Genomic DNA, 13,955 nt, shown 5'->3' with positions numbered 1-13,955 from the left:
GACAGGCAACAAGGACAGGCATCATGAGCATTCAGGTCAGGAACGTGGAGAAGCGCTTCGGGGATTTCGTCGCGCTCGACAAGGTCTCGCTGGATTTCGCCGAGGGCGAGCTGACGGCGCTGCTGGGACCGTCGGGCTGCGGCAAGACCACGCTGCTGCGCATCATCGCCGGATTGGAGCGGGCAGACGCCGGCCAGGTCCTGCTGTCGGGCAGCGATGCCTCGCAGCAGCATGTGCGCCAGCGCAACGTCGGCTTCGTGTTCCAGCACTACGCGCTGTTCAAGCACATGACGGTGTTCGAGAACGTGGCCTTCGGCCTGCGCGTGAAGCCGCGCGGCGAGCGGCCCGGCGAGGCGCAGATCCGCGACAAGGTGCGCTCGCTGCTGGAACTGGTGCAGCTCGACTGGCTGGCCGACCGCTATCCCACCCAGCTTTCCGGCGGCCAGCGCCAGCGTATCGCGCTGGCCCGCGCGCTGGCGGTGGAGCCGCGCGTGCTGCTGCTGGACGAGCCGTTCGGCGCGCTCGACGCCAAGGTACGCAAGGAGCTGCGCCGCTGGCTGCGCAGCCTGCACGATGAACTGCACGTGACCAGCGTGTTCGTCACGCATGACCAGGAAGAGGCCCTCGAAGTGGCCGACCAGGTGGTGCTGATGAACCGCGGCCAGGTAGAGCAGGCGGGTACGCCGGAAGCGGTCTACAACCATCCGGCCACACCGTTCGTGTTCGGCTTCCTCGGCAACGTGAACCTGTTCCACGGCCGCCTCGAGCTGGGCGCCGGCGGCGGGGTGCTGCATACCGGAGAGGCCTCGCTGCCGGTGGTGGCCGGCAGCTACGAAGCCGACCACGAGGACGGCAGCGAAGCCGTGGCCTACGCGCGCCCGCACGAACTCGACCTGGAGCGCTATGCGCCGGGTGCCGAAGGCATCGCCGTGACGCTGCGCCGCGCGCTGGCGCTGGGGCCGGTGGCGCAGCTCGAACTGGAGCGCGAAGACAAGCTGGGCGTGATCGAGGCGGCCTTGCCGCTGGAGCGCTTCCGCCACGCGGGCTTCCGCGAAGGCGAACTGCTCGCGGTACGCCCGCGCCAGTTGCGCGTGTTCGTGCAGCGCGGCGAAGGACAAGACAAGAACGCGGCGCGCGCACGAGGCGCGCATGCCGCCAAGCAGGGAGCCACACAATGAATTTCCAGCAACTACGATCGATCCGCGAGGCGGTGCGCCGCCAGTTCAACCTGACCGAGGTCGCCAACGCCCTCTACACCTCCCAGCCAGGCGTGTCGCGCCAGATCCGCGAACTCGAGGAAGAGCTGGGCGTGGAGATCTTCGAGCGCTACGGCAAGCGGCTGACCGGCCTGACCGAGCCGGGCCGCGAGATCGTGCGCATCGTCGAGCGCCTGCTGCTCGAGGCCGAGAACCTGCGCCAGGCCGGCGACGAGTTCGCCGGGCGCCACACTGGCCGGCTGACGGTGGCTACCACCCATACACAGGCGCGCTACGCCTTGCCCAAGGTGGTGCAGAGCTTCCGTCGCGCCTACCCGCATGTGACGCTGGCGTTGCAGGAAGCTTCGCCTGCCCATATCGTCGAACTGTTGCTGACCGGGCAGGCCGACATCGGTATCGCCACCGAGGCGGTGGCCAGCGAAGCCGGGCTGACCTCCTTCGAGGCCTACCACTGGCAGCACGTGCTGGTGGTTTCGCCGGATCACCCGCTGACGCACCTGCCCGAGCCGACGCTGGAAGATATCGCCAGCTTCCCCATCATTACCTACGACGCCGGTTTCACCGGACGCCGCAAGATCGACGGCGCGTTCGCCGCCGCCGGCCTCCAGCCGGAGATCGTCCTGACAGCGATGGACGCCGACGTGATCAAGACCTATGCGGAGCTGGAGCTCGGCGTGGGCATCATCGCGTCGATGGCCTACGACGAGCGCAAGGATGCCGGCCTGGTGCGCATCTCGGCCGACCATCTGTTCGAGGCCAACACCACCAGCGTGGCGGTGCGGCGTGGTGCCTACCTGCGCGGCTATGCCCATGCTTTCATCAATATGTTCGCCCCCCACCTGTCGCGCGAGACCGTCAGCACGGTGCTGACCGAGACGGCGGGGCGGCAGGCGCTGGCCGCCTGAGCCCGGCGTCCTGCCGGCGCCGGGGCCTGTGCGGTCGATCAGGCCGCACAGGCAGCCACCGCCGCCCGCTCGCGCATCCTGCCGGGCCGTTGGCGCCTCGCCAGGCCCATTCGTCGCACGCATCTTCCGCCGCGGCGGCGCCGGGCGTACATTGCGTTCACGCTGCGGCGGCGGCGCTGCTCCCCGAGCCCGGACACGGGCTGGAGCCGGCATGCTGCGGCGCAGGAAACGGCCCCTCGAGGCCGGTGCGAGGAGAGCGCGAGTGAGCAATGCGAACGAATTGAAGGAAGGCTGCGGCCGCCCCCGCTACCGCGGGCTGCTGGCCCCCCTGATCCTGATCCTGCTGGGCGGCGTGTTCCTGCTGCAGCATGCGGGGCTGCTGCCGCAAGCATTCGCGCGGCAGTGGTGGCCGCTGCTGCTGGTGGTCATCGGCGTGGCGATGCTGCTGCGCCGCAGCGCCCTGCGCCGCTGAGCAGCGCACCCGCCAGCCCCCCGAGGCGCCCGATCATGCGCGATGACCCGCTGCTGCGGTGGCAGTGGCGCGGCTATGGCCGCAACCACCAGGATCCCCGCAACCTGCTGCTGCACCTGTTCGCTGTGCCCCTGTTCATGGCCGGCACATTGGCCGTGCTGGCCGGCGTCTGCCAGGGGAGCCCGCTGTTCGCCGGCGCCGGCCTGGCCGCCGCGCTCGGCTCGCTGGCACTGCAGGGGCGCGGCCATCGACTTGAGCGTCACGCGCCCGAGCCGTTCGGCGGTGCAGGCGACGCGCTGGCACGCATCCTGGCCGAGCAATGGATCACTTTTCCGCGCTTTCTGTTGAGCGGTGGCTGGCGCGAGGCGTGGCGTGCGCGCAGGCCGCAGCCGGGCGCGGCCGACTGAGGTGCGGGCGGCGGGCGTGCCGCGGGCGTTGCCGGCGCGGTGCCCGGGCCTTGCCGCTGCCACGGACGCGGTTAAGATAGTTGTCATGAAACCCTGCCTTGCTCTTGCCGTGCCGTCGCGTTTCTCGATCCTCATGCGTGATCTCGCGTTCGTGCTCTGCATGAACACCGTGATTGCGGTCAGCCTGAACTACGGTTTCCAGACCGGCGGCTCGCTCTGGCACAACTTCGTCTACAGCCAGTTGATCGGTCTGTCGATCTGGGTGCTGATCGATATCCCGCGCGTCTTCCTGTGGTGGAACGACAAGCCGCGCCGCCTGCCTTTCCTGTTGCTGGCGGCGGCGGCAGTGCCGCTGGGAGTCATCATCGGCGGCTGGTGCTCACGCGTGTCGCTGGGCCTGCCGCCCAAGACGCCGGGCGAGATCAGCGAAATGATGCGTGTCAGCCTGGTGGTGGGGATGCTGGCCTCGGCGAGCATGATCTACTTCTACTGGTCGCGCGAGAAACTGGCCTACCTGGAGCGGCATGCGGCGCTCGACGCCTTGCAGCGGGAGGAGGCGGAGAAGCAACTGGTGCGTGCGCAGCTGATGGCACTGCAGGCGCAGATCGAGCCCCACTTCCTGTTCAATTCGCTGGCCAACCTGGATGGCCTCATCGCCACCGACCCGCACGCTGCGCGCCGCCTGCTGCAGCGGCTGATCGGCTTCCTGCGCACCTCGCTGGCGCATACGCGCGCCGAGCAGTGCACGCTGAGCCAGGAGTTCGAACTGCTGCGCAGCTACCTGGATATCCAGGGCATGCGCTTCGGCGCCCGCTTGTCGTATGAGCTCGACCTGCCGGCCGAGCTGGCGGAGGTCGAGATCCCGCCGATGCTGATCCAGCCGCTGGTCGAGAACGCCGTCACCCACGGTATCGAGCCTTGCATGATGGGCGGACGCATCGTGCTGTCGGCACGGGCCGCAGGCGACGGCGCCGTGCAGGTGTCGATTGCCGATACCGGCGTCGGGTTTGCGCATGGCGGCGGCAAGGGTTCCGGCCTCGGCCTGACGCATGTGCGCGAGCGGCTGGCGCGCATCTTCGGCGCCGGGGCTTCCATGCAGATCGAAGAGAACAGCCCGCGTGGCGTGATCGTGCGCCTGACCCTGCCGATCGGCCAGGGGGCGAGGGATTCCGGCCAGCGCGCCGCTTCCGGTGCCGGGGAAGCCGGGCCGGCGCTGGCGGGAAGGCCTGCCACCGCTTCGCTCGGCGCCGCCGCACGTTCCTGAGCCGCGGGCCCTCGGCGGCTGTGCCGGCAGCGGCCGTGGCAACTGAACGGCAATGACAACGACAACGACAACGATATCGAGGAGGTCCGCTGATGGCGCAAAGTCCCACCGTCCTGATCGCCGATGACGAGCCGCTGCTGGCCCGCGTGCTGGAGGCCGAGCTGGCACGGCTGTGGCCGGAGGCACTGGTGGTGGCGGCGGTGCATGATGGCGTGGCGGCGCTGGAGGCAGCGCGTGCCGAAGCGCCGCAAGTCGCCTTCCTCGACATCCGCATGCCCGGCATGAGCGGCCTGGACGTGGCGCGCGAACTGCTCGAGTCGCCGCGGCCGCCGCTGGTCGTGTTCGTGACAGCCTATGACCAGTTCGCGGTAGAGGCTTTCGAGCGGGCCGCGGTCGATTACGTGCTCAAGCCGGTACAGAGCGAGCGCCTGGCCGCCACCGTCGCGCGCCTCAAGGCCCGCCTGGCCGGGCCGGCTGCCGCCGGACCCGCACCGGCCCAGGTCGACAGCGCGCGCCTGGCCCAATTGCTCGAGCGGCTGGAGTCGCTCGAGCGGCCGCCGCAGCAGCCGGGCCAGTACCTGCGCTTCATCAAGGCCCTGGTGGGCCAGGAAGTCCGCATCATCCCGGTCGACGAGGTGATCTACCTGGAGGCGACCGATAAGTACGTCAACGTGGTGTCGGCCAATGGCGAGGCCTTGATCCGCACCAGCCTGCGCGAGTTGGCGCAGCAGCTCGATCCAGAGCGCTTCTGGCAGATCCACCGCGGCACCGTCGTCAACATCGATTGCGTAACCAGTGCCGTCAACCAGTCGCTGGGGCGGGTCAGCCTCAAACTGCGCCACCGCAACGAAATGCTGCCGGTGGCGCGCCAGTACGCGCACCTGTTCCGCCAGATGTAGCGGCGGCGGTCCCGTCGCGCGGGACACGCTGCGCTGGGCAGCGTGGATTTCCTCTATGATGTCGAGCTTGGGGCGGCGCCTTGCGCGCTCCGACCGGCCTGGGACGCGCGGCGGCCAGCACGCTGCGGTTTGCTGCGTCGCGCTGCCGCCCGAGCCTTCCCTCGACGTCATCTGCCGCCAGCCGCCGCCAGCCGTCATGTCCCAGCCGATTCCCGCTCCTGCTTCCGCTGATCCCGCTGATCCCGCTGTTTCCTCGCCATCCGCCGAACTGGGTGGCCACCTGCTGGTCGACACCCTGCTGGCCCAGGGCGCACGCCTGGCCTTCGGCGTGCCGGGCGAAAGCTACCTGGCCGTGCTCGATGGCTTCCACCGGCGCCGCGAGCAGATGCGTTTCATCGTCTGCCGGCAGGAGGGCGGGGCGGCCGTGATGGCCGAAGCCTACGGCAAGCTGACCGGCCAGCCTGGCCTGGCCTTCTGCACGCGCGGGCCAGGGGCGACCAATGCCAGCATCGGCGTACACACGGCTTTCCAGGATTCGACGCCGATGATCTTGTTCATCGGCCAGGTCGGCACCGACTTCATGGACCGCGAAGCCTTCCAGGAAATCGACTATCGCCGCATGTTCGGCCAGATGGCCAAGTGGGTGGCGCAGGTCGACCGGGTGGAGCGCATTCCGGAGTATGTGGCGCGCGCCTACCAGACCGCGACCGCCGGCCGCCCGGGGCCGGTCGTACTGGCGCTGCCCGAGGACATGTTGACCCGGCACGCCGCGGCGGCCCTGCCCGCGCCCTACCAGCGTGTCATGAGCTGGCCCGGCGAAGCCGAGCTGGCGCGCCTGGCCAGCCTGCTGGCCGGCGCCGAGCGTCCCTTCCTGCTGCTGGGCGGCAGCGGCTGGACGCCCGAGGCCTGCGCCCAGATGGAACAGTTCGCGGAGCGCTTTGCGCTGCCGGTGGGCTGCGCCTTCCGCGGGCAGGACCTGTTCGACAACCGCCATCCCAACTATGCGGGCGACGTCGGCATCGGCATCAATCCCGCGCTCGCGGAACGGATCCGCGGCGCCGACCTGTTGCTGGCGGTCGGGCCGCGCCTGGGCGAGATGACCACCGGTGGCTATACCCTGGTGCGGGCGCCGCGACCAACGCAGACGCTGATCCACGTGCACGCGGGCGCCGAGGAACTGGGCAGCGTGTACCAGGCCGACCTGATGGTGCAGGCCTCGATGCCGGCCATCGCCGCGCGCCTGGCGCGCCTCGAGCCGCCGGTGGCGGCGCGCTGGCGTGCCTGGACCGAGGCGGCACATGCCGACTACGAGCGCTATCGCGTGCCGCCGGCGGCCGAGGCGGGCGCTGCGCATGCAGGCGTGGACATGGCCGAAGTGGTGCGTACCCTGGACCGCGTGCTGCCCGACGATGCTGTGGTGACCAATGGTGCGGGCAATTACGCCAGCTGGCTGCACCGCTATTTCCGCTATCGCCCCTTCCGCGCCGGCGGTCGCGGCCAGCTCGCGCCGACCAGCGGTGCCATGGGCTACGGCGTGCCCGCCGCGGTCGGGGCCAAGATCGCCTTCCCGCAGCGCACGGTGGTGGCGCTGGCCGGCGACGGCTGTTTCCTGATGAACGGCCAGGAACTGGCCACGGCCGTGCAGTACGGCGCCGCCGTGGTCTTCATCGTGGTCAACAACGGCATGTACGGCACCATCCGCATGCACCAGGAGCGCGAGTACCCGACCCATGTCAGCGGCACCGAGCTGCACAACCCGGACTTCGCCGCGCTGGCGCGAGCCTACGGCGCGCACGGCGTCCTCGTGACCGAGACCAGCGCCTTCGAGCCTGCCCTGCGCGAAGCACTGGCGGCGGGGCGCCCGGCATTGATCGAGGTCCGCGTCGACCCGGATGCAATCACGCCACGCACGACCCTGTCGGCGATCCGTGCGCAGGCACTCGCCGCCGGCCGCGGCGGCCAATGAGTGGCGCGGGCATGCGCCGCCACCGCATTCCTTCAACCAAGTCCAGGAGTTACCCATGATATTCGCCACCACCGACCTGTGCGACGCCAACGAGCCGGCCATCGCCGCCGGCACGCTGCGCGTGCTGGCGCCCGTGTTCGCGCGGCAGCTCGGCAAGCGCGCCACGTTCGCGGGGCAGGCCGCCACGCTCAAGGTCTTCGAGGACAACTCGCTGGTGCGCGCGGTCCTGGAGACACCGGGCGAGGGCCGCGTGCTGGTGGTCGACGGCGGCGGCTCGCTGCGCTGCGCGCTGGTCGGCGGCAACCTGGGCCAGCTTGCCGACAAGAATGGCTGGGTGGGCATCGTGGTCAACGGCTGCGTGCGCGATACCGACGAACTCAATGCCTGCGAGGTGGGCGTGCGGGCGCTGGCCGTGCATCCGCAGAAGAGCCAGAAGCGCAACGTCGGCGAGCGTGAGGTCGCCGTACAGATGCCGGGCGGCGTGGTGCATCCCGGCGACTGGATCTATGCGGATGCCGACGGCGTGCTGGTTGCCGACAAGCCCCTCCATGCAGGCTGAAGATGCCGCTGGTCTTCGTCTATGGAACCTTGCGCGCCGGCGAGGTCAACGATCTGAATACCGCTGCGGCACGCCATGGCATCGCCGCGCCGCGCTGCCTGGGCAGCGGCACGGTGGCGGGCCGTCTCTATGACTTCGGCAGCTATCCCGGGCTGGTCGCCGACGGCGCCGCGGGAGCGGTGCTGGGCGATATCTACGAGGTCGACGAGGCGCTGGTGCCGGTGCTCGACGAGATCGAGGAGGTCTATCCCGGCCAGGCCACGCTGTTCGTGCGCACCACCATGCCGGTAGCGCGCCCCGGCGGGGCGCCGCTGGACTGCCTGATCTATCCGGTCGACGCCGCGGCTGCCGCCGCGCTGCCGCGCATCGAGAGCGGTGACTGGGTGGCCTACCGGCGCGCGCGCGACCAAGCACCCGCCTGACGCTTCGTCTGTCGGCGGCACCGGCGGCACCGCAACGACCGATCCGTTTCAAACGGCTGTCCGGGCTGCCTGCCCGGCCGCCTTCCGGTTAGCATGGGCAACCCTGACATCCGTTGATGTAAAGGAAGCCCATGCCCCCACCTTCTACTCCCGCCTTCGTGCCGCTTAAGGAACCGAAGCCTTCCCCGGCGGCCGGGCCGCCCGGCCAAGGCGCGCCAGGCGGTGTCCGCATCGCCGCCGCGCGGGCCTTTGCCGTGATGTCGGGCGACGTGCGCCTGGCCGGCCGCATCTGGGAGCGTCCGGGGTGTCCCGTGGTGGTGCTGGTGCATGGATACCCGGACAACAGCCATGTCTGGGATGGCGTGGCGGCCTGCCTGTCGAGCGCTTTCGAGGTGGTCGTCTACGATGTGCGCGGCGCCGGGGCCTCCGGCGCTCCGGCGGGGCGCGATGGCTACCGCCTGCAATGCCTGGCCGACGATTTCATCGCTGTGCTGGATGCCGTGTCGCCACAGGGGCCGGTGCATCTGGTGGGCCATGACTGGGGCTCGATCCAGAGCTGGGAATTCGTCACCGATGCGCGCCTGCGCGGGCGCATCGCCTCCTTCACGTCCTGCTCCGGGCCGTGCCTGGATCACGTCAGCCTAGCGCTGCGCGAGCAGGCCGGGCGCCCCACGCCGGGTGCGCTGTTGGCCTCGTTGCGCCAACTGATGGCGTCCTGGTACATCCTCTTCTTCCATCTGCCCTGGCTGCCTGAATGGAACTGGCGGACCTGGCTCGGACGTCACTGGTCGCGCTATCTGCGCCTGAGCGAGCGGATCGAGGTCGGCGCCAGTCCCACCCAGGCCGAAGACGGCTGCCGCGGCGTGGCACTGTACCGCGCCAATTTCCTGCCGCGCCTGCGGGCGCCGCGCCAGCGCTACGCCCATGCACCGGTGCAATTGATCGTGCCGACGCTCGACCGCTATGTGCGTCCCGCACTTTTCGACAAGCTGCCGCGCTGGGTGCCGTCGCTATGGCGGCGCGAAGTCGAGGCGCGGCATTGGCTGCCGCTGTCCGACCCTGCCGGCATGGCCGCGATGGTGCATGAGTTCGTCGAGCATATCGAGGGCGCCGAGGCGAGTGCCGCGCTGCTTGCCGCGCATGTGCAGCGAGCGGCTTGACTGGTACCTCGTATTTTTTGCGATATGAAATGAGGTTCTGTTCGGCAAAAATGCACGGATGCACGGTGCTGGCGTCCTATCTCATGATGGAGGACTGCTTGCCATATCATGGAATGATTTCTGTAACTATTTGATTTTTATAAAAAATAAAACTGTCTGTTTGACACCTATGACGCTTGTTGCGGCGCGGGATGGTTTTCTAAACTCTTATATAAGACACATGACCTGGCGCTCGGAACAGGCATCGCTGGCTGGCCATCAGCGCCAACGGATGCGGGGCGGCAGGTCGGACGGCAGGCGGGCGCCCCGCGCCGATCCAACGAGTTTTCTTCGCCATACCCTCAAACGTCATTGGAGAGCGAACATGTCCCGCGAACTCGAAGCGCAGAAACTGCAGAATGACTGGGAAACCAACCCCCGCTGGAAAGGCATCAAGCGCAACTTCAGCGCCGAGGACGTGGTGCGCCTGCGCGGCTCCGTGCAGATCGAGCACACCCTGGCCCGCCGCGGTGCCGAAAAGCTGTGGCACCTGCTGAACACCGAGCCCTTCGTCAACACGCTGGGCGCGTTGACCGGCAACCAGGCCATGCAGCAGGTCAAGGCAGGCCTCAAGGCCATCTACCTGTCGGGCTGGCAGGTCGCCGGCGATGCCAACCTGGCCGGTGAAATGTACCCCGACCAATCGCTGTATCCGGCCAACTCGGTGCCGATGGTGGTCAAGCGCATCAACAACACTTTCCAGCGTGCCGACCAGATCCAATGGAGCGAAGGCAAGGGCGACACCGACTTCTTCGCGCCGATCGTGGCCGATGCGGAGGCCGGATTCGGCGGCGTGCTGAACGCTTTCGAACTGATGAAGTCCATGATCGAAGCCGGCGCCGCCGGCGTGCACTTCGAAGACCAGCTGGCTTCCGTGAAGAAGTGCGGCCATATGGGCGGCAAGGTGCTGGTGCCGACCCGCGAGGCCGTCGCCAAGCTGACCGCCGCGCGCCTGGCCGCCGACGTGTCGGGCGTGCCGACCCTGGTGATCGCCCGTACCGACGCGGAGGCCGCCGACCTGCTGACCTCCGACGTGGATGATCGCGACAAGCCCTTCTGCACCGGTGAGCGCACCGTCGAAGGCTTCTACCGTACCCGTGCCGGCATCGAGCAGTCGATCGCCCGTGCCCTGGCCTACGCCGAAGTAGCCGATCTGGTGTGGTGCGAAACCGGCAAACCGGACCTGGAATTCGCCAAGAAATTCGCCGAGGCCGTGCACGCCAGGTTCCCGGGCAAGCTGCTGGCCTACAATTGCTCGCCCTCATTCAACTGGAAGAAGAACCTGGACGATGCCACCATCGCCAAGTTCCAGAAGGAACTGGGCGCGATGGGCTACAAGTTCCAGTTCATCACGTTGGCCGGCTTCCATTCGCTGAACTACTCGATGTTCAACCTCGCCTACGGCTATGCCCGCAACCAGATGAGCGCCTTCGTCGAACTGCAGGAGAACGAATTCGCCGCCGCCGAGAAGGGCTTCACCGCCGTCAAGCACCAGCGCGAAGTCGGTACCGGCTACTTTGACGCCGTGACCCAGACCATCGAAGGCGGCCAGTCGTCGACCACCGCGCTGAAGGGCTCGACCGAGAACGAGCAGTTCTTCGAGGACAAGAAGAAGGTCGCCTGACTTTCCGCAGCCGATCATCACCACACAGTGGCCGGATGCCTGGTGCATCCGCCTGCCACGCCAGGGAGCGCGCGACCATCGCGTTTCCTTTTTGGGCGCCGCGCCGTGTCTCTCTCAGGACGGCGCGGTTTTTTTTGATGTATCGCGTGGCGTCCCGCGCTGGCCGGGCTCGGGCGATTGTGATGATTTTGGTAATTGTCACAATTTGCAACAATTCAAGGTATCGGGTTTCGATTCTGTGGCGCCAGAGGTATCCTCTTGTGCGCATCTTTGCGCACATATACCACAATAAGCAGGCCGCTTCGTACCGATGGGTGCGGATGCCTGCACTCTCCAGGGCCTAGAACCATGAAGACTCCCGCAATCCTGGCCGCGGCGGCTGCCGCAGTCATGTTGAGCGCTTGCGCCGGCACCGATGTGAACGGCATGGTGGGCGCCGGCAGTGCGCTGTTGAAGGCAGCCACTCTCAGCGACGCCGATGTCAAGAGCCTGTCCGACCAGGCGTGCGCCGAATCGGACAAGACCAGCAAGATCGCCGCCGCGAACAGCGCTTATGGCAAGCGCCTGGCCAAGATCATGACCGGCCTGACCACCGCCGACGTCTCCAACGTCAATGCCAAGGTCTACCTGACCAAGGACGTGAACGCCTGGGCGATGGCCAACGGCTGCGTCCGTGTCTACAGCGGGCTGATGGACATGATGACCGACGATGAGGTACGTGGCGTGCTGGGCCATGAACTGGGCCACGTAGCGCTGGGCCACACCAAGAACAAGATGCAGGTGGCCTATACGGCGATGGCGGCGCGCGGCGCGCTGGCGGCGTCCGGCAATGGCGCCGCGGCAGCGCTGTCGAACTCGCAACTCGGCGAGCTGGGCGAGGCCCTGGTCAACGCGCAGTTCTCGCAGACGCAGGAAAGCGCGGCCGACGATTACTCCTTCGACCTGCTGAGCAAGAACAAGGCCAACACGCGCGGCCTCGTGACCGCCTTCCAGAAGCTGGCCAAGCTCGACGGCGGCAAGTCGAGCATGTTCTCGTCGCATCCTGGCTCGGACGACCGCGCCAAGCATATCGAAGACCGCATCCGCAAGGCCGGCTGAGCGCCGTCGTCCCTGCAGGTGAAAAAGGCCGCACCGTGCCACGGTGCGGCCTTCTTTCCATGTCTGCCGGCGATCGTGCCGGCGATCCGGTGATGCGGCGGCGAGCGGGGCTCAGCGATAGACGATGACCGGGATCTCGCTGTGCGTCAGCACCTTCTGCGTCTCGCTTCCGAGCAGCAGGCCGGACAGGCCGCGCCGGCCGTGCGAGGCCATCAGGATGACGTCGCAGCCATGGCGTTCCGCGGCATCGATGATGCCGAGGTAGGGCACGGCGAAGGTGGTCATGTCGGAATCGAAGGGAATGCCTGCCGCTGTCGCGGCCGTTTCGACTTCCTTCAGGTACAGCCTGGCCTGGTTCTCGATGCGGTCTTTGAAGGCCTGCGGCGCTTCCACCACGATCTCGCTGAAGGGGGTGTAGGGATACTCCTCCAGGCAGACATAGGCGGTGACGCGCGCGCCGATCGCCTTGGCCAGTTCCAGGCCGCCGTTGATGGCCTTCTTCGAGAGTTCCGAACCGTCGGTCGGCAGCAGGATGTGCTTGAACATACGAGGCTCCTCCTTTAGGGGGCGATAGTCAGGACGGGTGCCGGTGCCGCGATCCTGGCGCAGGCCGGGGCGGTCCGGGCAGGGGCGCCCGCCCGCAGGCCGGGAGGCACTCCTTCCTTTTCATTGTAGACAGGGTGGCGAGTACGGCATTGCGCTAGATCAATGCCTTGAACGCCACCCCGCCGGCGCCCCTTCAGCCGGCCACCGCCTGGACCGCGGCCATCGGCTTGCCGGCCAGCTCCGCGCGACGCCAGTAGGAGGGGTTGCCGTAGGTGTTCTTGAGGTGGTCGATGAACAGGCGGACCCGCAGCGGCAGGTGCTTGCGCTGGGGGAAGACCGCATGGATGCCGATCGGCGGCGCCTGGAACTCATCGAGCACGGTCACCAGCCGGCCACTGGCGATCTCATCGCCCACTTCCCACCAGGAGCGCCACGCCAGGCCGTGTCCCTGCAGGCACCAGCTGTGCAGCACCGCGCCATCGGTGCATTCCATGGTGCCGCCGACCTTGATGGTGACGGCACGCTCCTTGTGCTGGAATACCCAGCCGCGCTGCACGTTGGCGCTGGCGCCGAAGGACAGGCAATTGTGGCGGGCCAGGTCCTCCGGCTGCTGCGGCACGCCGCGCCGTGCCAGGTAGTCGGGCGACGCCACCACCACGCGGCGGTTTTCTGCCAGCCGGATCGAGACGAGGCTCGAGTCGGGCAGGTCGCCCAGGCGGATCGCGCAGTCGAAGCCTTCATTGATGAGGTCGACCAGCCGGTCGGAGAGGTCCAGCGTGATGCTGACGTCGGGGTGGGACTCGATGAACAGCGGTACCAGCGGCGCCACGTGCTTGCGGCCGAAGCCGGCCGGGGCGGTCACGCGCAGGTGTCCGCTGGCCTTGACGCCGCCGGCGGAGACGCTGGCCTCGGCATTGTGCAGGTCGTTGAGGATGCGCTGGCAGTCCTCGAGGAAGGCCGAACCCTCGAAGGTCAGGCTGATCTTGCGCGTGGTGCGCAGCAGCAGCTTGACCCCCAGACGCTCCTCGAGCGCGTCGATGCGGCGCCCGATGATGGCCGGCGCCACGCCCTCGGCCGCGGCGGCCGCCGACAGGCTGCCGCGCGAGGCGACCGAGACAAAGGTCTCCAATTGCTTGAAATGATCCACGAAACCTGCCAGTGAGTGCCGATGGCGGCACCCCAGGGGGCGTGCGCCGAACGGTGGAGAAGTTTTGGGTGCGGATTATCGGTTCCGCCCGCTCAGATTAGTGTTGCAAAAGTAAAAGATCAAGTGACCCGCTTCGTCTTTGTCGCAGTGCAGCGCTTTCATACAATCTTCTGCATTCCACCGTGTACAGGCCCACGCAGCGTCAGGGGCCGCACGGAACGCAGCGCCGC

14 protein-coding genes are annotated in these 13,955 nt (G+C 67.9%); 12 read left to right on the top strand and 2 right to left on the bottom strand.

All coding sequences use genetic code 11. From position 1 onward, the window contains the following. Nucleotides 1-23 precede the first annotated feature (23 nt). From BKK81_RS13230 to BKK81_RS13175, 12 genes are all read left to right on the top strand, one after another. A complete protein-coding gene (locus BKK81_RS13230; protein ID WP_071013665.1) occupies nucleotides 24-1,178 on the top strand; it encodes a sulfate/molybdate ABC transporter ATP-binding protein in 1,155 nt (384 codons plus the stop codon). Then, nucleotides 1,175-2,122 carry a CysB family HTH-type transcriptional regulator gene (locus BKK81_RS13225; protein WP_071013663.1) on the top strand — a complete coding sequence of 316 codons (948 nt, stop codon included), beginning with the start codon at nucleotides 1,175-1,177 and terminating at the stop codon, nucleotides 2,120-2,122. Before BKK81_RS13230 ends, BKK81_RS13225 begins: the two co-directional genes overlap by 4 nt. A 262-nt stretch (nucleotides 2,123-2,384) precedes the next feature. Next, entirely contained in the window at nucleotides 2,385-2,594 is a 210-nt protein-coding gene (locus BKK81_RS13220) for a LiaI-LiaF-like domain-containing protein (protein ID WP_231907922.1), read from the top strand. Nucleotides 2,595-2,629: 35 nt separating this feature from the next. Then, nucleotides 2,630-3,001 carry a terminase gene (locus tag BKK81_RS13215; protein ID WP_071013661.1) on the top strand — a complete coding sequence of 124 codons (372 nt, stop codon included), beginning with the start codon at nucleotides 2,630-2,632 and terminating at the stop codon, nucleotides 2,999-3,001. Nucleotides 3,002-3,086: 85 nt separating this feature from the next. Continuing rightward, nucleotides 3,087-4,265, top strand: a complete 1,179-nt coding sequence (locus tag BKK81_RS13210; protein WP_071013658.1) for a sensor histidine kinase — start codon at nucleotides 3,087-3,089, stop codon at nucleotides 4,263-4,265. A gap of 92 nt (nucleotides 4,266-4,357) precedes the next feature. After that, nucleotides 4,358-5,164, top strand: a complete 807-nt coding sequence (locus BKK81_RS13205) for a LytR/AlgR family response regulator transcription factor (RefSeq protein WP_071013655.1) — start codon at nucleotides 4,358-4,360, stop codon at nucleotides 5,162-5,164. A gap of 196 nt (nucleotides 5,165-5,360) precedes the next feature. Beyond that, complete coding sequence (locus tag BKK81_RS13200) at nucleotides 5,361-7,130, top strand: thiamine pyrophosphate-binding protein (RefSeq protein WP_071013652.1); 1,770 nt, start codon at nucleotides 5,361-5,363, stop codon at nucleotides 7,128-7,130. 55 nt (nucleotides 7,131-7,185) lie between these two features. After that, nucleotides 7,186-7,689 carry a ribonuclease E activity regulator RraA gene (rraA, locus tag BKK81_RS13195; RefSeq protein ID WP_071013649.1) on the top strand — a complete coding sequence of 168 codons (504 nt, stop codon included), beginning with the start codon at nucleotides 7,186-7,188 and terminating at the stop codon, nucleotides 7,687-7,689. A gap of 2 nt (nucleotides 7,690-7,691) precedes the next feature. Continuing rightward, nucleotides 7,692-8,111 carry a gamma-glutamylcyclotransferase family protein gene (locus BKK81_RS13190; RefSeq protein ID WP_071013647.1) on the top strand — a complete coding sequence of 140 codons (420 nt, stop codon included), beginning with the start codon at nucleotides 7,692-7,694 and terminating at the stop codon, nucleotides 8,109-8,111. A 131-nt stretch (nucleotides 8,112-8,242) separates the two neighbouring features. After that, nucleotides 8,243-9,271, top strand: a complete 1,029-nt coding sequence (locus BKK81_RS13185) for an alpha/beta fold hydrolase (RefSeq protein ID WP_083384110.1) — start codon at nucleotides 8,243-8,245, stop codon at nucleotides 9,269-9,271. Nucleotides 9,272-9,635: 364 nt separating this feature from the next. Further along, entirely contained in the window at nucleotides 9,636-10,934 is a 1,299-nt protein-coding gene (gene aceA / locus BKK81_RS13180) for an isocitrate lyase (RefSeq protein WP_071013642.1), read from the top strand. A gap of 348 nt (nucleotides 10,935-11,282) precedes the next feature. Further along, on the top strand, nucleotides 11,283-12,032 hold the full coding sequence (locus tag BKK81_RS13175) for a M48 family metalloprotease (protein ID WP_083384109.1): 750 nt from the start codon (nucleotides 11,283-11,285) through the stop codon (nucleotides 12,030-12,032). A 111-nt stretch (nucleotides 12,033-12,143) separates the two neighbouring features. Here BKK81_RS13175 and BKK81_RS13170 read toward each other — a convergent pair whose 3' ends face one another. Next, complete coding sequence (locus tag BKK81_RS13170; protein WP_071013637.1) at nucleotides 12,144-12,578, bottom strand: universal stress protein; 435 nt, start codon at nucleotides 12,576-12,578, stop codon at nucleotides 12,144-12,146. A 193-nt stretch (nucleotides 12,579-12,771) separates the two neighbouring features. After that, on the bottom strand, nucleotides 12,772-13,725 hold the full coding sequence (locus tag BKK81_RS13165; protein ID WP_071013634.1) for a LysR family transcriptional regulator: 954 nt from the start codon (nucleotides 13,723-13,725) through the stop codon (nucleotides 12,772-12,774). Between the last annotated feature and the right edge of the window lie 230 nt (nucleotides 13,726-13,955).

Source organism: Cupriavidus sp. USMAHM13 (assembly GCF_001854285.1).
GTDB lineage: Bacteria > Pseudomonadota > Gammaproteobacteria > Burkholderiales > Burkholderiaceae > Cupriavidus > Cupriavidus malaysiensis.
The sequence above is the reverse complement of the archived record's forward strand: the minus strand, read 5'-3'. Positions and strand labels throughout refer to the sequence as shown.